The organism is Kribbella catacumbae DSM 19601 (genome assembly GCF_000372465.1).
GTDB lineage: Bacteria > Actinomycetota > Actinomycetes > Propionibacteriales > Kribbellaceae > Kribbella > Kribbella catacumbae.
Window position 1 is genome coordinate 123914 of the sequence record NZ_AQUZ01000010.1, and the last position, 17543, is coordinate 141456.

The 17543-nt window shown below is 68.3% G+C and carries 14 protein-coding genes; 1 reads left to right on the plus strand and 13 read right to left on the minus strand.

Annotated elements, in window-relative coordinates; genetic code table 11:
• Positions 1–68: 68 nt before the first annotated feature.
• The 5 genes from A3ES_RS0113260 to A3ES_RS0113280 all read right to left on the minus strand — a co-directional run bounded on the left by A3ES_RS0113260 (position 69) and on the right by A3ES_RS0113280 (position 7050).
• Positions 69–1736 (minus strand): ATP-binding cassette domain-containing protein, encoded by a 1668-nt coding sequence (locus tag A3ES_RS0113260; protein WP_237744945.1) that lies wholly within the window; start codon positions 1734–1736, stop codon positions 69–71.
• A 130-nt stretch (positions 1737–1866) separates the two neighbouring features.
• Positions 1867–3177 carry a M16 family metallopeptidase gene (locus A3ES_RS0113265; RefSeq protein ID WP_020387307.1) on the minus strand — a complete coding sequence of 437 codons (1311 nt, stop codon included), beginning with the start codon at positions 3175–3177 and terminating at the stop codon, positions 1867–1869.
• On the minus strand, positions 3174–5402 hold the full coding sequence (locus tag A3ES_RS0113270; RefSeq protein WP_020387308.1) for a polyribonucleotide nucleotidyltransferase: 2229 nt from the start codon (positions 5400–5402) through the stop codon (positions 3174–3176). The genes A3ES_RS0113265 and A3ES_RS0113270 overlap by 4 nt, the downstream gene beginning before the upstream one ends.
• A 297-nt stretch (positions 5403–5699) precedes the next feature.
• The gene (gene rpsO, locus A3ES_RS0113275; protein ID WP_020387309.1) at positions 5700–5972 is read right to left on the minus strand and encodes a 30S ribosomal protein S15; all 273 of its coding nucleotides are present in this window, start codon (positions 5970–5972) and stop codon (positions 5700–5702) included.
• Positions 5973–6084: 112 nt separating this feature from the next.
• Positions 6085–7050, minus strand: coding sequence for a bifunctional riboflavin kinase/FAD synthetase (locus A3ES_RS0113280; RefSeq protein ID WP_020387310.1), 966 nt, complete (start codon positions 7048–7050; stop codon positions 6085–6087).
• Positions 7051–7223: 173 nt separating this feature from the next.
• Between A3ES_RS0113280 and A3ES_RS0113285 the strand changes: the two genes are divergently transcribed.
• Positions 7224–8201, plus strand: coding sequence for an SGNH/GDSL hydrolase family protein (locus tag A3ES_RS0113285; protein ID WP_063745954.1), 978 nt, complete (start codon positions 7224–7226; stop codon positions 8199–8201).
• A 142-nt stretch (positions 8202–8343) separates the two neighbouring features.
• Here the strand turns inward: A3ES_RS0113285 and A3ES_RS0113290 are convergent, their stop codons facing one another.
• From A3ES_RS0113290 to rimP, 8 genes are all read right to left on the minus strand, one after another.
• Positions 8344–9576 (minus strand): MalY/PatB family protein, encoded by a 1233-nt coding sequence (locus A3ES_RS0113290; RefSeq protein WP_020387312.1) that lies wholly within the window; start codon positions 9574–9576, stop codon positions 8344–8346.
• Between the two features lie 57 nt (positions 9577–9633).
• Positions 9634–10518, minus strand: coding sequence for an NAD-dependent protein deacetylase (locus A3ES_RS0113295; protein WP_026162834.1), 885 nt, complete (start codon positions 10516–10518; stop codon positions 9634–9636).
• A gap of 253 nt (positions 10519–10771) precedes the next feature.
• Positions 10772–11725 (minus strand): tRNA pseudouridine(55) synthase TruB, encoded by a 954-nt coding sequence (truB, locus tag A3ES_RS0113300; protein WP_157630488.1) that lies wholly within the window; start codon positions 11723–11725, stop codon positions 10772–10774.
• The gene (gene rbfA, locus A3ES_RS0113305; protein ID WP_020387315.1) at positions 11706–12143 is read right to left on the minus strand and encodes a 30S ribosome-binding factor RbfA; all 438 of its coding nucleotides are present in this window, start codon (positions 12141–12143) and stop codon (positions 11706–11708) included. Before rbfA ends, truB begins: the two co-directional genes overlap by 20 nt.
• A gap of 109 nt (positions 12144–12252) precedes the next feature.
• Positions 12253–15471 (minus strand): translation initiation factor IF-2, encoded by a 3219-nt coding sequence (infB, locus tag A3ES_RS52540; RefSeq protein WP_083933412.1) that lies wholly within the window; start codon positions 15469–15471, stop codon positions 12253–12255.
• 183 nt (positions 15472–15654) lie between these two features.
• Positions 15655–15951: a YlxR family protein gene (locus A3ES_RS52545; RefSeq protein WP_083933414.1), complete on the minus strand. Its 297-nt coding sequence runs from the start codon at positions 15949–15951 to the stop codon at positions 15655–15657.
• Positions 15952–15995: 44 nt separating this feature from the next.
• Positions 15996–16988, minus strand: coding sequence for a transcription termination factor NusA (gene nusA, locus A3ES_RS0113325; protein ID WP_020387319.1), 993 nt, complete (start codon positions 16986–16988; stop codon positions 15996–15998).
• Positions 16988–17515 carry a ribosome maturation factor RimP gene (rimP, locus tag A3ES_RS0113330; RefSeq protein ID WP_020387320.1) on the minus strand — a complete coding sequence of 176 codons (528 nt, stop codon included), beginning with the start codon at positions 17513–17515 and terminating at the stop codon, positions 16988–16990. Before rimP ends, nusA begins: the two co-directional genes overlap by 1 nt.
• Positions 17516–17543 lie beyond the last annotated feature (28 nt).

Sequence of the window (17543 nt, forward strand, 5' to 3'; positions counted from 1 at the left end):
GAGCACCTACGGCACACCACGCGTACGACAGTCAAGATGTTCGGCAAAAAACCCAAAGTCATCAGACGTCAGCGGATCCGATCACTGTCAGTAGCCTGTTGGTCGAAGATCTCCGCGAACCGCCCGCCCGGTACTGCGACCAGCTCCGCATACCTGCCCTCCTGGACCACCCGGCCCTGGTCGATCACGTAGATCCGGTCCATCTCCCGCAACGTCCAGGCCCGGTGCGACACCACGATCGTGATCCGGCCGGCCCGGGTCCGGCTCAGCTCGGTGAAGATCTCCCGCTCCGCCTCCGCGTCGATCGCCGAGGTCGGCTCGTCGAGAATCCAGATCCCCGCATCCCGCAGGTAGATCCGCGCCAGCGCCAGCCGTTGCCACTGACCGCCCGAGATCCCGGTGCCAGCCCATTGCTGCCCGAGCTGGGAGTCCAGCTCCATCCTGTTGGTGAACGACGCCGCTTCGGCCGACGCGAGCGCCTGCCTCACGGCCCCATCCGGTACGCCGTTCGCCGGCGACCCGAGCCGGACCACGTCCCCGAGAGTGAACTCGAACTTCCCGAACTCCTGCACCAGCAGCCCGAAGTACCCGAGTCGCTCGGTCTCGGGGATCACGGCACCATCGATCAGGACTCGTCCTTCAGTGGGCGTCAGCAGGCCGATGAGCGTGTTGATCGCCGTCGTCTTGCCCGCTCCGTTGACCCCGACCAGCGCGATCATCTCGCCGCGCTCAGCCCGGATCGAGACGCCGGTGAGCGCTGGTTCCGCCGCGCCCGGATAGCTGTAGCTGACGTTCTCGAGGCTGACCGACTCGACTCGGTGCACGACCTTCTGCGGCGACGCCGGTGGGATCCCGGCCAGGAAACTGCGGTAGATCAAGGCCTGCGGAGTCGCGGTGATGATCGCGCCGAACGCGTAGCCGCACATCCGGATCGCGTTCAGCCCGGAGATCGTGCCTGCCACCGCCGCGGCCGCTCCCGCTCCACTCGCGCCAGCCGCGACGAGGGCGACCAGGGCTGCGCCAAAGAGAAGGGCAGTCCCCACCGCGGCGGCCAGCTCCATCAGCATCGCGGTCCTGGTCATCGCGTCGACGACGTACATCGCCTCGCTCCGCCGTTCCGTGACCAGAGCGGCGACCTTGTGCGCGGAGCCCAGTACGGCGAGCTCAGTCCCGGAACGCTGCTGGACGAGCTGCTCGGTGGCGTAGTTGGCACGACGTTCGAAGCCTGCGAATCGGGGCCAGCCGCGCGCTTCCGCTCGGGAGACGACGGTGAAGGCGAGCACGGTCGGGACCAGGGCTGCGACCACGAGCAGGCCCGAGAGAGGGTTGATCGCCCAGATCACCACGCAGAGCACGGCCGACGTGATCCCGGCGCCGAGTACTCGCAACGTCTTGCCGGCCACGTCGTCCATCGCGGCGGTGGCCGTCTGGCTCGCTTCCAGCTCCGTGGTCACGTCCGCGCGGGCCAGCCGACTCGGCGTCAGCCGCGCAGCGGCGTACGCGAGATCTGTGCGGTACCGGAGCCTCAGGCGTATCGCCATCCGCTGCATGGCGGCCATGGCGACCTGCCCGAGCGGAAACATCAGGCCGACGACGACGGTCAGCCCCAGCAGCGGTGCCCACGGATCACCGGAGATGTCCTCGACCAGGCTCTCCAGCAGCACGACCTGTACGGCGGGCAGGAGCGATTGGGCCAGGACGAGAACCCAGAGGCAGATCACGTGGTGACGCAACAACCACAGACGGTACCGCGCGGATGACCGGACCGCCACCACATCCCAAGGGCCCGCGGCGGCGGTGTGAGGCGCCACGCTGAGCGTGGCTCTGGTGCCGCAGCGATGGTTGGTGTGTGGTGGCGGTCCGGGACTACACGGTGAAGAGGGATTTGTTGTCGAAGGGCCCCATCACCGTCAGGACGGGCGTACCGGCGTACAGGTCGGCGGCGAGCCGGCTGACGTCGTCGAGGGTGACGGCGTCGATGCGGGCCAGGATCTGGTCGACGGTGGGGAGTTCGCCGTAGACGAGTTCGGCCTTGGCGATCCGGGTCATCTTGGCGCCGGTGTCCTCCAGGCCCATCACGACCGAACCGCGCATCTGGCCTTTGCCGCGGAGCAGTTCGTCCGGGGTGATGTTGCCTTTGGCAATGTTCGCCAGCTCGGCGCGGACCACGTCGAGCACCTCGGGCGCCTTCTTCGGCAGGCAGCCCGCGTAGACGCCGACCATGCCGGAGTCCGCGTACGCCGAACCGAAGGTGAACACCGAGTACGCGAGCCCGCGCTTCTCGCGCACCTCCTGGAACAACCGTGACGACATCCCGCCGCCGACGATGCCGTGCAGCACGCCGGCGGCGTACCGGCGCTCATCGCTGCGCACCAGCCCCGGCATCCCGAGCACGAGATGCGCCTGCTCGACATCCCGGCGGTGCACCTGCACTCCCCCGTACGTCGGTACGCGGCGCGCCGAACCCCGGCGTACCGGCGTCGGCTCCGACTCGGTGGTGACCCAGTGGCGCTCGAAAGCCTTGCGCACCAGGCGAACCACGTCGGTGTGCTCGACGTTGCCGGCGACCGAGACGACGATGTTCTCGGGCAGATAGCGACTGCGGTACCAGCCGCGCACCTGGCGAGGCGTCAGGGCGGCCACCGATTCCGGCGTACCGGTGATGGAGCGGCCGAGTGGGGTCTGGCCCCAGAGCTGTTCGGCGAAGAGGTCGTGGATGTGGTCCGACGTCTCGTCGGCGTGCATCGCGATCTCTTCGTCGATCACGTCCCGCTCGCTCTCGATGTCGTCCTGCGTGAGCGTCGCCGAGGTGATCATGTCGCAGATCACGTCGACCGCCAGCGGCAGGTCGGAGTCGAGCACGCGAGCGTAGTAGCAGGTGTACTCCTTGCCGGTGAACGCGTTCATCTCGCCACCGACGGCGTCCAGCGACGCCGAGATCTCCAGTGCGTCGCGACGCTCGGTGCCCTTGAACAACAGGTGCTCGAGGAAGTGCGTCGCGCCGGACAGCTTGACCGGCTCGTCGCGGGATCCGACGCCGACCCACACGCCGAAGGTGACCGAGCGGAAGCCCGGTACGGACTGGGAAAGCACGCGGAGCCCGGAGGGCAGGACGGTCCGTTTGACCGGACCGCCCTCCTCCGGGCTCAGCAGCGTGCTGGTGATGGCACGTGTCACTCGGCGGGAGCGACCTCTGCGTCAGCGTTCTCTTCGGCCTTCTTCTCATCCTCGTCGAGGACAGGGATCAGCGAGAGCTTGCCGCGATCGTCGATCTCGGCGATCTCGACCTGGAGCTTCTGGCCGACGGACAGGATGTCCTCGACGGCCTCCACCCGCTTGCCGCCGGCCAGGCCGCGCAGCTTCGAGATGTGCAGCAGACCGTCCTTGCCGGGGAGCAGGGAGATGAACGCACCGAAGTTGGTCGTCTTGACGACCGTTCCCAGGTAGCGCTCGCCCTTCTCCGGCATGGTCGGGTTGGCGATCGCGTTGATCATCGCGCGCGCCGCGTCGGCCGAAGGGCCGTCCGTCGCACCGATGTACACCGTGCCGTCGTCCTCGATGGAGATGTCGGCGCCGGTCTCGTCGGTGATCTGGTTGATCATCTTGCCCTTCGGGCCGATGACCTCTCCGATCTTGTCCACCGGGACCTTGACCGAGATGACCCGCGGCGCGAACTCGCTCATCTCACCCGGGGCGTCGATGGCCTTGGCCATCACGTCGAGGATGGTCAGGCGGGCTTCCTTGGCCTGGGTCAGCGCGCCGGCCAGCACGCTGGCCGGGATGCCGTCGAGCTTCGTGTCCAGCTGGAGGGCCGTGACGAAGTCCTTGGTTCCGGCGACCTTGAAGTCCATGTCACCGAAGGCGTCCTCGGCACCGAGGATGTCGGTCAGCGCGACGTACTCGATCTCGCCGTCGACCTCACCGGAGATGAGGCCCATCGCGATACCGGCGACGGGGGCCTTCAGCGGCACACCGGCCGAGAGCAGGGACAGCGTCGAGGCGCAGACCGAACCCATCGAGGTGGAGCCGTTCGAGCCGAGCGCCTCGGACACCTGACGCAGCGCGTACGGGAAGTCCTCACGCGACGGCAGCACCGGTACGAGGGCCCGCTCGGCGAGCGCGCCGTGACCGATCTCGCGACGCTTGGGCGAACCCACCCGGCCGGTCTCACCGGTCGAGTACGGCGGGAAGTTGTAGTTGTGCATGTAGCGCTTGCGCGTCTCCGGGGAGAGCGTGTCGAGCTGCTGCTCCATCCGGAGCATGTTCAGCGTGGTGACACCCATGATCTGGGTCTCGCCGCGCTCGAAGATGGCCGAACCGTGCACCCGCGGGAGCACCTTGACCTGCGCCTTGAGCGGGCGGATGTCGGCCAGGCCGCGACCGTCCATCCGGACCTTCTCGGTCAGCACGCGGTTGCGGACGAGCTTCTTGGTGAGCGAGCGGAAGGCTGCGGACAGCTCCTTCTCGCGACCCTCGAAGGCCTCGGCCAGCTTGGCCACCACGGCGGCCTTGACGGCGTCGGTGGCGTCCTCGCGGTCGTGCTTGCCGGTGATCGTGAGGGCCTGGGTCAGCTCCTCGGTCGCGGCGGACTCGACGGCGGCGAAAGCGTCGTCCTGGTAGTCCGGGAAGACCGGGAACTCGCCGGTCGGCTTGGAGGCCTTGGCCGCCAGCTCCGACTGCGCCTCGACCAGCGTCTTGATGAACGCCTTCGAAGCTTCGAGGCCCTGGGCAACGATCTCCTCGGTCGGCGCCTGCTTGCCGGCGGCGACGGCGTCGAAGGTGCCCGGGGTGGACTCGGCCTCGACCATCATGATCGCGACGTCACCGGAGTCGGTGACGCGACCCGCGACCACCATGTCGAAGACGGCGTCCTCGAGCTCGGTGTGCGTCGGGAAGGCGACCCACTGCTTGTCGATCAGCGCGACGCGGGTGGCGCCGATCGGGCCCGAGAACGGCAGCCCGGCGATCTGGGTGGACATCGACGCGGCGTTGATCGCCAGCACGTCGTACAGCTTGTCCGGGTTGAGCGCCAAGACGGTGATGACGACCTGGATCTCGTTGCGCAGGCCGGAGACGAACGACGGCCGCAGCGGGCGGTCGATCAGCCGGCAGGTCAGGATGGCTTCCTCGGAGGGACGACCCTCGCGACGGAAGAACGAGCCCGGGATGCGGCCGGCGGCGTACATCCGCTCCTCGACGTCCACCGTCAACGGGAAGAAGTCGAACTGGTCCTTGGGCTTCTTGCTGGCCGTGGTGGCCGAAAGCACCATCGTGTCGCCATCGAGGTAGGCAGCGGCCGAACCGGCGGCCTGCTGGGCCAGACGGCCCGTCTCGAAGCGGATGGTGCGGGTGCCGAAGCTGCCGTTGTCGATGACTGCTTCAGCGAACTCTGCGCCCTCCATGGGCGCGTTTGTGGATCCCGACACGGGATACCCCTCTCTCACTTGAGACGACTGTGAGGCGCGAGCTCCGGGGGGTGCCGGTCTTCGATCGAGGCCCGCGGGTGCTGCGCCGTGCTACCAGGCGCTGTTCCGAAGGCCACTACCGAGGACCGGTCGTCGGCCCGGTACGCGAATCGCGTCGTCTCGTTGTCGTTGATTATTCAGTTGTTCCACGCTCGATGGACCTGAGCATGGCTGACTTGATTCCAGATAGGCGAGAAGCGGCCACCCGGAATGCGGTGGCCGCTTCTCACGACGTCATCGGCGAAGGCCGAGCCGCTCGATCAGGGACCGGTAGCGGTTGATGTCCTTCTTCGCCAGGTAGTTCAGCAGCCGGCGGCGCTGGCCGACCAGGAGGAGCAGACCACGACGGCTGTGATGGTCGTGCTTGTGCTCCTTCAGGTGCGCGGTCAGGTCCGCGATGCGGTGGGTGAGGAGCGCGACCTGGACCTCGGGGGAACCGGTGTCGCCCTCGGTCAGGGCGTACTCGCCGATGATCTTCTTCTTCGCCTCAGGATTGGCTGACGACACGTGTGATCCTCTCGATGTCCGTTGCGCGGCGCACCGGGGCTTGGGTCACCCGGGCACTCTCGATCCGCGGCCGTTCAGACGGCAGCGCCCAGAGTATCAGTCCGTGGACGCGTCACCCTAACTGGGTGAGGGTGACGCGTGCCTGGTCGACGTCGAGCTTCATCTGGACCAGCAGGTCGTCGATGGTGTCGAAGCGGATCTGGCTGCCGCGCAGGCGGGTGACGAAATCGACCGCGATGCGGGCGCCGTACAGCTCCAGGTCGTCGCGGTCGAGCACGTACGACTCTACCCGTCGGTCCACCCCGTCGAAGGTCGGGTTGCTGCCGACACTGATCGCGGCCGGCAGCGGTTCGGCGTACTGCGGGGCGCCGGGTGCCGGGTCGAGCACGGTCAGCCAGCCGGCGTACACGCCGTCCAGCGGTACTGCGGCGCCTGCCTCGGCAGGGATGTTGGCTGTCGGGTACCCGAGCTCGCGGCCGCGCTTGTCGCCCTCGATGACGACCCCGGTGACCCTCAGCGGCCGCCCGAGCGCCTCGGCGGCGCCTTCGACGTCACCGGCAGCGATCAGCTCCCGGATGTACGTCGACGACCACGGCTGCCCCTCGCCCGCCAGGCTCAGGCCCTCGACCTGGAACCCCTTGGTCGCACCGGCTGCGACCAGCGTGTCGACGTGGCCGGCGGCCTTGTTGCCGAAGCGGAAGTTCTCCCCCACCACGACCGCCTTGGCGTGCAGGGTGCCGACCAGGACCTTGTCGATGAACTCCTCCGGCGACCAGGACCTGACGTCCTCGTTGAACGGCAGAATCAGTACTGCGTCCGCTCCCGCGGCGCCGAGCAGCGCGGCCCGCTCAGACGGCTCGCTGATCGTCGCCGGGGCGTGGCCCGGGCGTAGGACCGCTATCGGGTGCGGGTCGAAGGTCATCGCGACCACCGGCAGCCCACCGAGCTCGGCCGCCCGCGCCTTGGCGTGCGCGAGCACCTCCTGGTGACCGCGGTGCACGCCGTCGAAGTTGCCGATGGTGACGACCGACGGCCCGAATTCCGGGTCCACCTCGCCCAAACCGTGCCAGACATGCATGAGAGAAGGATTCCACGGTCCTTCCGGCTAGCTGCAACAGGGGCCATGGTCACCCCTTGTAATCGGGCGGTAACTCAACTTAGGGTAGGCCCGCAATCTTTCGCACCCTCGGAGGTCCCGTGAAAGCGCACCGACTCGTCGCCGCCTGTACCTCGGTGGCACTAGCTGGCTTGATGTCCGTCACGAGTACCGCCCCGGCTGCTTCTTTTGAGAAGCCGGCTGTTGCTTTGGGGAAGTACGTCGCACTGGGTGACTCCTACACGTCGGCACCGCTGGTGCCACTGCCCGAGCTGCTCTCGCTCGGATGCCTGCGCTCAGGTAGCAACTACCCGAAGCAGGTCGCCGCGCTGCTGCGGGTCTCGTCGTTCACCGACGTCAGCTGTGGTGGCGCAGATACGACGCACATGACTCAGCCGCAGAGCACGGCGCTGGGGACGTTCCCGCCGCAGTTCAACGCGCTGACTGCTGACACGGATCTCGTCACCCTCGGGATAGGTGGCAACGATTTCGGAGTCTTCGGCGACATCATCGACACCTGCCCCGGACTGCGCGCCTCGGATCCCGCCGGCTCGCCTTGCAAGACGCACTTCACGGTTGGTGGCGTCGACACCTTGGCTGCCAAGATCGCTCAGACGCAGGTTCGGATCACCGAGGTGGTGAAGGGGATCAAGCTGCGCTCGCCGCGAGCGAGCGTAGTACTGGTCGGGTATCCGAAGATCGCGCCTTCGACGGGCGTCTGTCCCGACGTGTTGCCGTTCGCGGATGGGGACTATGCCTATCTGTACTCGATCGAGCAGAAGCTCAACCTGGCGGTGGAGAACGCGGCTGCTGCCGGCGGGGCCGTGTACGTCGACACGTTTGGGCCGTCGACCGGGCATGACGCGTGTGCTCCTGATGGGCAGGCGTGGATCCAGGGGAAGGATCTAAATCTGCTGCGGGCGGCGAGTTATCACCCGCGGTACGAAGGACAGGCGGGGGTTGCTTCGCTGACCTACAAGAAGATCGTCGGGCTTCAGGGGACCGTTACGCCTGCCGAGCAGGCGCAGTGGGCCGCGGAGGCTCGAGAACTCAGCCGTCAGGCTGCCAAGACCACGTCCAACCCGGCCGTCAAGGCCCACCTGGACCGCCTACGGACCGGCGCGCAACGCTGACCCTTTCCAATCCGTACGGCGGACACCGGACCGGAATCCCTCCACGCAAGGGGTTTCGGTCCGGTGCTGGTTACCGTCCCGATCGACAGGACATAGTGCGATTATCGAGCCGCGCAAACGCTTGCCCGGACCGATTCGAGGACTATGTCCTGTCCGTCGGGACAGACTCGCGGCTCACGAGACGTGCCCGGCCCATCCGGGTTACCGCTTCGGTCAACGTGGCCTGCGAAGTCGCGAAGTTCAGGCGCATGTGACCTGCCCCTCCGGCCCCGAAGACATGTCCGGAGCTGAGGGCGACCCTGGACTCATCGAGGAAGAAGCGTGCAGGGCCGGCGAGCTCGCTGACGATCCCGGGCCCGCCGTCGCCGTCGGCGTGGTGCAGGCCGAGTTCGCGGCAGTCGAGCCATGCGAGGTAGGTGCCTTGCGGGGGGATCCAGCGCACTTGCGGGAGGTGCTCCGTGAGCAGGGACTGCAGCAGTGTGCGGTTCTTGTCGAGCCCGGCGAGTAGGGCGTCCAGCCACGGCTCACCGTGGCGGAACGCGGCGGTGTGGGCCAGGATTCCCAGGTGACTGGGCCCGTGGCTCACCTCCTCCGGCAGGCGAGCCAGGTCCGACTGTGACTCCGGTCCCGCGATGACGAGGGCCGCTTTCAGGCCGGCCAGATTCCACGCCTTCGAGGCCGAGATGACCGCGAAGGCGTTCTCGGCGCCGTCGATGCTGAGGTACGGGGTGAACGTGGCGCCGGGGAGGACCAACGGGGCGTGGATCTCGTCGGAGACCACCCGGACGCCATGACGCCGGGCGAGGGCGGCGATGCCTTCGAGCTCAGCGCGAGAATGCACGGCCCCGGTCGGATTGTGCGGGTTGCACAGCAGGTACGCGACGCCGGAACTTTGAGCCCGAGCCCTGTTGAACGCAGCGTCGAGCACCTCGAGATCGACCCGTCCGTCCGAGCCCAAGGGAGCTTCAAGGACGCGGCGGCCGTCATGACTGACGAAGGCGTAGAACGGTGGGTAGAACGGCGCGCTGACCACAACGGTGTCTCCGCGGTCCGTGATGAGTCGAAGCACCTCGACGATTCCGAGCATCACGTCGGGAACGATCGCGGTACGACGAACTTCCAGCGGCCAACCCCACCGCCGCTCCGCGAACTCGGCCAGCGCCTCGGCGTACCCGGTCCCAGCCGGGTACCCGGTGTCCCCGCGGGCGATGGCCTCCCGAAGCGTTTCGGCGACTGGCTCGGCCAGTACGACGTCCATCTCCGCCACCCACAGCGGCAACACATCCCCTGGATGGGTCCGCCACTTCGCGCTGGTCCGTTTCCGCAGGTCCTGCAGAGTCAGCTGCTCTAACGGGTTGGTCGACGCCTCACTCATCGAACTCAGCCTCCTTCTAACCTCGGCGAACCCTATCCGCCGGAGAACGCGGGCCTGTCAGATGAGCGAGCCTGTCAGGCTGGTCAGCGCCTCGCCCAACGGCAGGTTCACCCGTACGGCGGCGTACGGGTCGCCTCGGGTGATGCCCTGGTTGATGATCAGCACCGGCTTGCCCGCCTGGGCGGCGTACCGGACGAAGCGGAAGCCCGACATGACCGTCAGCGAAGACCCGAGGACGAGCACCGCGCGGGCCTCATCGATCAGCCGGTAGCAGCGTTCCACCCGAGTCTTCGGCACGTTCTCGCCGAAGAAGACAACATCCGGCTTCAGGAGCGGCGATCCACAGGTCACGCACTCGACCAGGCGGAAGTCCTTCACCACCTCGTCGGGCAGTTCGACGTCGCCGTCGGGGTTGATCCTGGTCGCCCGGCCTTCGAAGACCGGGTTGGCTTCGCGGAGCCGGCGGTCGAGTTCTTCGCGCGGCGTCGTATCCCGGCAGGCCAGGCAGATCACGCGGTCGAGGTTTCCGTGCAACTCGATCACGTCGCGCGCCCCGGCCGCGCCGTGCAGTCCGTCGACGTTCTGGGTGATGACGCCGTCGAGATATCCGCGGGCCTGAAGGGCCGCGACCGCCCGGTGCCCGGCGTTGGGATCAGCCCTGGCGACCGTCCGCCAGCCGAGGTGGCTCCTCGCCCAGTACCGCTGCCGCCCGGACTCGCTTCCCACGAAGTCGCCGTACGTCATCGGAGTATGCGTCCGCAGACTCCCGCTGGCTCCGCGGTAGTCGGGGATCCCCGATTCGGTAGATATCCCAGCCCCGCTGAGCACCACCACTCCCCCGCCACCAACCACGTCGACAACGGGCGCGACGTCCGTAGTACCGGGGGCAAGCGAAAGCACGTCAGGCCCAGGAGACCAGCTCAGTGTGGGACGAGAACGCACCCCACCAGCGTACGTCGAACCGGCGCCCGCCACCGTCCAGCCCGGATCGCTCCGGTGTCGAATCGGACTGCGCTGGCGTGGGCAGCTGGCGGAGGAGGCCGCGCACCAAGGGTGGGCGGGAGCAGTCCGGCGCAACCAGAACCGATCGGTGTGCTTCGCCCCGCCTAGCGGGGTTAGCCCTCTGGCAGAACAGGAGGCGAACCCCCAGCCGAGGGGCGAACCCCTCCGAGAGCCCAGCGCGCGGGGCGTAGTGCTAGCTGACGAAGACGGCAGTGGGTTTGGCGATGGGGCCGTGGGGTTCGTAGAGAGCCAGGAAGGTGCCGTCTGGGTCGAACATGGCGGTTTGCTGGCCGGGTGTCAGTTTCAGCCCTGGCAGAGGCCTGCCGGTCCGGATCGCCGCGGCCTGGTCTGCATCCGCATCAAAACGGGGGAAAGTATCCGCAGCGACCTCCGCAATCGGCAGCATCGTGAAGGACTCGGCCAGAGCCTCCAACGTATGCGCCGACGACATCCCAAAGGATCCGACCCGGGTACGACGAAGCATCGTGAGGTGCCCTCCGACGCCCAGATCGACGCCGAGGTCCCGAGCCAACGCCCGGATGTACGTCCCGCTCGAGCAATCGACCGAGACGTCGACCTCGATCCCGTCATCCACAGCCCGTACGTCAACCACGTCGTACCGGCTGATCGTCACGCTGCGAGCCTTGAGCGCGACCTCTTCGCCGGCCCGCACCCGCTCGTACGCGCGCTTCCCGTCGACCTTGATCGCAGACACCTTGGACGGCACCTGCGAAATGACACCTCGATAGGCAGAGACCGCGGTCTCGATCGCCTCCGCGGTCACGGCGGCCAACTCGGAAGCCGAGGCAGAAGCAACGATCTCCCCCTCCGCGTCGTCCGTGGACGACGCGGCGCCGAGAAGGATCGTCGCGTCGTACGACTTGTCGGCCAACTGGAGATGACCGAGCAACCGCGTGGCGCGGTTCAGGCCGACCACCAGTACGCCGGTCGCCATCGGATCCAGCGTTCCCGCGTGGCCCACTTTGCGCGTCCCTGCGAGCCGGCGGATCCGGGCGACCACCGTATGCGAAGTCAGCCCAGCCGGCTTGTCCACCACAACGATGCCGTCAGCAACGGAGGCATCAAACCCAGCGGGGGCGTTGGAGCCGGCAGTCACGTCCACCGCGTCACTCGTCGTCGGAGTCATCGTCCTCGCGGCGCTTGTACGGATCGGCGTCGCCGGCCGGCTTGGCACCGGCAGCGGACTTGGCGACCTCGGCGTCGGCCTGGCGAGCCTTCGCCAGCAACTCCTCGATCTGGCCGGCCGTTTCCGGTACCGCGTCCAGGTAGAACGCCAGGGTCGGGGCGCGCCGCAGCCCGAGGGCCTTGCCGACCTCGCTGCGGATCAGCCCACGGGCCGACTCCAGCGCTGCCGCGGTGGACGCGCGCTCCTGCTCGCCGCCGTACACCGTGTAGAAGACGCTCGCCTCGCCGAGGTCGGCGGTCAGCTTGGCGTCCGTCACGGTCACGAAGCCGAGTCGCGGGTCCTTGACCCGGCGTTCGAGCAGTTCCGCGACCAGGACCTGGATCCGGTCGGCCAGCTGCTTCGCCCTTGCTTGACCCATCAGGGCTCACTCCCTCTGTTCCTGCTTTGTGGTCCTTCATGCGTAACGTCCGGAGTGACGGGTGTGAAACCGCCACTCCGGACGTTACTCGTGCCTCGACAAAGGCAGATCAGCTACGCGGCTTCTCGCGCAGTTCGAACGCCTCGACGACATCGCCGATCCGGATGTCGTTGTAGTTCTGCACGGTCAGACCACACTCGAAGCCCTCGCGGACCTCGGACGCGTCGTCCTTGAACCGCTTGAGCGACGACAGGTCGCCGTTCTCGACCACCACGGCGCCGTCCCGGATCAACCGGATCTTGGCGTTGCGGCGGATCAGGCCACTGGTCACCCAGCAACCGGCGATGTTTCCGACCTTCGACGACTTGAAGATCTCGCGGATCTCCGCCTGACCCAGAGTGACTTCCTCGTAGATCGGCTTCAGCATGCCCTTCAGGGCCGCCTCGATGTCGTCGATCGCCGCGTAGATGACCGAGTAGAACCGGATGTCCACGCCCTCGCGCTCAGCCAGATCGCCGGCCTTGCCCGCCGGCCGCACGTTGAAGCCGATGATGACGGCGTCGGACGCGATGGCCAGGTTGACGTCGTTCTCGTTGATGGCACCGACACCACGGTCGATCACCCGCAGGTTGACCTCGTCGCTGACCTCGATCCGGACCAGCGCGTCTTCCAGCGCCTCGACCGAACCGGAGCCATCGCCCTTGAGGATGAGCAGCAGCTCCTGCGTCTGCCCCTTCTCCATGGAGGCCATGAAGTCCTCGAGGGTACGACGCGCGCGCCGCTTGGCATTGGCGGCCGCACGAGCCCGGGCTTCCCGCTTCTCAGCGATCTGCCGGGCCATCCGGTCGTCCTCCACCACCAGGAACTTGTCACCGGCACCGGGCACGGCGGTCAGACCCAGGACGAGCACCGGCCGCGACGGCAGGGCCTCCTGGACCGAGTTGCCGTGCTCGTCGAGCATCGCCCGGACCCGGCCGTACGCCGGACCCGCGACCATCGAGTCGCCGACCTTCAGCGTTCCGCGCTGAACCAGCACGGTCGCGACCGGTCCACGGCCCTTGTCCAGGTGCGCCTCGATCGCGAGACCCTGCGCCGGCATGTCCGGGTTGGCCCGGAGATCCAGTGCCGCGTCCGCGGTCAGGACGACGCCCTCGAGCAGGCCCTCGATGTTGATCCGCGACTTCGCCGAGACGTCGACGAACATGGTGTCGCCGCCGTACTCCTCGGGAACCAGCCCGTACTCCGTCAGCTGACCGCGAACCTTGACCGGGTCGGCTGCCGGGACGTCGATCTTGTTCACCGCGACCACGATCGGCACGCCGGCCGCCCGGGCGTGGTTGAGCGCCTCGATCGTCTGCGGCATCACGCCGTCGTCGGCCGCGACCACCAAGATGACGATGTCGGTGGCCTGCGCACCACGAGCACGCATGGCGGTGAACGCCTCGTGACCCGGGGTGTCGACGAAGGTGATGGCGCGTTCCTTGCCGTCCACCTCGGTCGTCACCTGGTACGCACCGATGTGCTGGGTGATGCCACCGGCCTCGCCGGCCACGACGTTCGCGTGCCGGATCGCGTCCAGCAGCTTCGTCTTACCGTGGTCGACGTGACCCATCACGGTCACGACCGGCGGACGCGACGCCAGGTTGGTGTCGTCGCCCTCGTCGGAACCGAAGTCGATGTCGAACGACTCGAGCAGCTCGCGGTCCTCGTCCTCGGGCGAGACGACCTGAACGTCGTAGTTCAGCTCGGTACCCAGCAGCTGCAGGGTCTCCTCGTTGACCGACTGAGTCGCGGTCACCATCTCGCCCAGGGCGAACAGCACCTGGACCAGCGATGCCGGGTCGACGCCGACCTTCTCGGCGAAGTCCGTCAGCGACGAACCACGGGCGAGCCTGACGATCTCGCCGTCACCGTGCTTGACGCGCACGCCGCCGACGGCCGGAGCCTGCATGTTGTCGAATTCCTGGCGCTTGGCGCGCTTGGACTTGCGACCACGACGGGCCGGACCGCCCGGACGCCCGAAGGCACCCTGCGTTCCGCCCCGGCCCCGGTTGCCCGGGCCCGGACGACCGCCACCGCCACCACCGGGAGGACCGCTGGGCCCACCACCGGGACGGAAACCGCCGCCACCGCCACCGCCGCCACCCGGACGTGCACCGGTGCTAGGACCGCCCGAACCGCCACCGGGACGACCACGGCCACCGCCACCGCCGCCACCGCCCGGACCACCCGAACCGCCGCCGGGACCCGACGGACGGCCGGTGAAGGTACCGGCTGAAGACTTCGGCATCATCGCCGGGTTCGGACGCGGAGCGCCCGGAACACCACCCGACGGACGCGGCCGGTCGGAACCGCCGCTACGAGCCTGCGCCGGCCGCGGCGGCATACCTGCCGGGCTGCCGCCCTGGGCCGGGGCCGCCGGAGCGCCACCCGGTCCCGGACGCGCGCCACCGCGCTGCATGCCCTGAGTCGAGCTGAAGGGGTTGTTGCCCGGACGCGGAGCGCCCGGACGGCCACCGGCGCCACCCTGGCCACCCGGTGCTCCTGGACGCGGCGAGCCACCCGGACGGGGTGCACCCGGCCGCGGTGCGCTACCAGGACGCGGGGTGCTGCCCGATGCGGGACGCGGCGCCGGACGAGCCGGAGCCTCCGCCGCGGGCCGCGGCGCTGCCGGGGCAGGCGTCTCGGCACGAGCTGCCGGAGCCTCGACAGCCGGAGCTGCTGGTGCTGCCGGTGCCTCGGCGGCCTTGGCCGCAGGAGCCTCGAAAGCCGGCTCCACCTTGGCCGGAGCCTCCGCCGCGGGGGCGGGGGTTTCGGCAGGACGCGCGGCCGGCCGGGGGCCGGGGCGCGGGCCCGGACGGGCCGGAGACGGCGCACGGGTGCCCGCGGCCGGAGCCGGAGCGGCCGGTGCTGATGCGGCTGCAGACGTGCCCGCGTCGGCGCTGGCCGGGGCTGAGTCGGCCGGAGCGGCCTTCTCGGTGACCTTCGGCTCAGCCTCGATCGGGGCCGGCTTCGCTTCGGCGGCCGGCGCGCTGCGCTCGGCCTCCACCGCGGGAGCCGGGGCAGGAGGCGCTGCGGCCTTCTGCTCCGCCGGGCTGACCGGTGCGGTCGCCTGCGGCGCTGCTGAGGTGCTGGCGGCGGCCTTCTTGGCCGCGCGCTTCTTCGGCGGGTTCTTCTCGAACTCCTCCGCCAACCGTCGGACGACGGGTGCCTCGATCGTCGAGGACGCCGATCGGACGAACTCTCCCATGTCGTTCAGCCTGGTCAGTACGACCTTGCTGGTAACTCCGAGCTCTTTCGCGAGCTCGTAGACCCGGACCTTTGCCACTGCTCTCCCTCTGGTCCGAGCCTGGGGCGCGGACCGTTAGTTGACGTACATGCTCATCGCATTGCACTCATCGTTCGACACTCATCGAGTGGTCATGAGTCGATGACCCGCCTTCATGCCTCTGAACCGATACTTCACAGCGTTTGCCATGGGCGGCCGGGCGGCCGCTCTTCTTGGTGCAACTCATTGCTGCTGCTCGACCCGAAACTGTTCAACACAGTCCCGCACGAGCGTCAGATCCAGCGGACCCGGGACCTTGAAGGCCCGCGGGAACGCCTTACGCCGCTCTGCGAGGTCGAGACACTTGGTCACCGGGTGCAAATGGGCCCCGCGGCCAGGTGCCCGATGCTCGGGATCCGGGAGGACACGTCCTCCGGAAACCGTCATCCGCAGCAAGCCGGTCGGACTGTCCCGTTTCCGACACCCGATACAGGTGCGCTCCTGAACCCTCTCAGGGCGCGCGTCTGCAGTCTCTGTCACAGTTCCTCAGGGTGTGGTGACGACTCAGTCGACCGACCGAGAGATCAGTCTACCTTCTCGTCCTCACGAGTCACATCGGTATCCGGCCGGATGTCGATCCGCCAGCCCGTCAGACGGGCCGCGAGGCGGGCATTCTGGCCTTCTTTGCCGATCGCGAGGGACAACTGGTAGTCCGGTACGACGACCCGCGCGGCGCGCGCAGCCGCGTCCACGACCTCTACAGACGAAACCTGCGCCGGTGACAGCGCATTCCCGACGAAGGTCGCCGGGTCGTCGCTGTGGTCGATGATGTCGATCTTCTCACCGTGCAGCTCGTGCATGATGTTGCGCACCCGCTGGCCCATCGGGCCGATGCAGGCGCCCTTGCCGTTGACGGACGGGTTCAGCGTCCGGACCGCGATCTTGGTCCGGTGCCCGGCCTCGCGCGCGATCGCGGTGATCTCCACGGTGCCGTCGGCGATCTCCGGTACTTCGAGCGCGAACAGCTTCTTGACCAGGTTCGGGTGGGTCCGCGAGACGGTGATCTGCGGGCCCTTGAAGCCCTTGCGGACGCCGACCACGTAGACCCGCAGCCGGGAGCCGTGCTCGTACTTCTCCCCCGGCACCTGCTCCGGCGCCGGCAGGACGGCCTCGATCTTGCCCAGATCGATCATCACCGAGCGCGGGTCGCGGCCCTGCTGGACGATGCCCGACAAGATGTCGCCCTCCTTGCCGGCGAACTCGCCGTACCGGACCTCGTCCTCGGCGTCGCGCAGCCGCTGCAGGATGACCTGCTTGGCCGTGGTCGCCGCGATCCGGCCGAAGTCGGCCGGCGTGTCGTCGAACTCGCGGGCCACCGTGCCGTCCTCGGCGAGCTCCTTCGCGATCACGGTGACGTGACCGGTCTTGCGGTCCAGCTCGACCCGCGCCTGGTGCTGCGCGCCCTCGGTCCGGTGGTAGGCCACCAGCAGCGCCTGCTCGATCGCCTCCACGACGATCTCGAAGGCGATGTCCTTCTCGCGTTCCAGGGACCGCAGGACGGCCATGTCGATGTCCATCAGTTCTCCTCCACCGTGCCGTCAGCGGTTGCGTCTGGGGCAGGCTCGTCGTTGCCGGCTGGCCGGTTGAACTCGATCTGGATCTTGGCCTTCGTCACGTCCGCGTACGCGATCGTGCGCGGCCGGCCCTTGACGTCCAGCTCGGCGGCCTCGTCGGTGGCGGACTTGATCCGGCCGGTCACCTTGCCGCCGGCCACCAGGGTGACCTCGACCAGGCGGGAGACGTTGCGCCGCCAGTGCCGTGGCAGCGTGAGCGGCCGGTCGACGCCGGGACTGGACACCTCCAGCGTGTACGCGCCGTTGCCCATCACTTCGTCCGCGTCGAGCGCCTTGGAGATCGCCCGGGTCACCTCGGCGACGTCGTCCAGGTTGATCCCGCCGTCGCGGTCGACCAGCACGCGCAGCAGCCGCTTCTTGCCGATCGGCGTGACTTCGGCGGCCTCCAGGTCGCAGCCGAACTGCGAGATGATCGGCCGCAGGAAGTTTTCGAGGCTCTCGGGGTCCGTGTGGTCAGTCCTTCGGCTCACAGGTAGACCTGCCTCTCTCTCCAGTTGT

What these genes read in the sequence shown, in the direction of transcription:
- A3ES_RS0113270 (WP_020387308.1), bottom strand. Translation starts at nt 5,402, where the DNA reads ATGGAGGGCGCAGAGTTCGCTGAAGCAGTCATCGACAACGGCAGCTTC.
- A3ES_RS0113280 (WP_020387310.1), bottom strand. Translation starts at nt 7,050, where the DNA reads ATGCATGTCTGGCACGGTTTGGGCGAGGTGGACCCGGAATTCGGGCCG.
- A3ES_RS0113285 (WP_063745954.1), top strand. Translation starts at nt 7,224, where the DNA reads ATGTCCGTCACGAGTACCGCCCCGGCTGCTTCTTTTGAGAAGCCGGCT.
- A3ES_RS0113290 (WP_020387312.1), bottom strand. Translation starts at nt 9,576, where the DNA reads ATGAGTGAGGCGTCGACCAACCCGTTAGAGCAGCTGACTCTGCAGGAC.
- truB (WP_157630488.1), bottom strand. Translation starts at nt 11,725, where the DNA reads ATGACTCCGACGACGAGTGACGCGGTGGACGTGACTGCCGGCTCCAAC.
- rbfA (WP_020387315.1), bottom strand. Translation starts at nt 12,143, where the DNA reads ATGGGTCAAGCAAGGGCGAAGCAGCTGGCCGACCGGATCCAGGTCCTG.
- nusA (WP_020387319.1), bottom strand. Translation starts at nt 16,988, where the DNA reads ATGGACATCGACATGGCCGTCCTGCGGTCCCTGGAACGCGAGAAGGAC.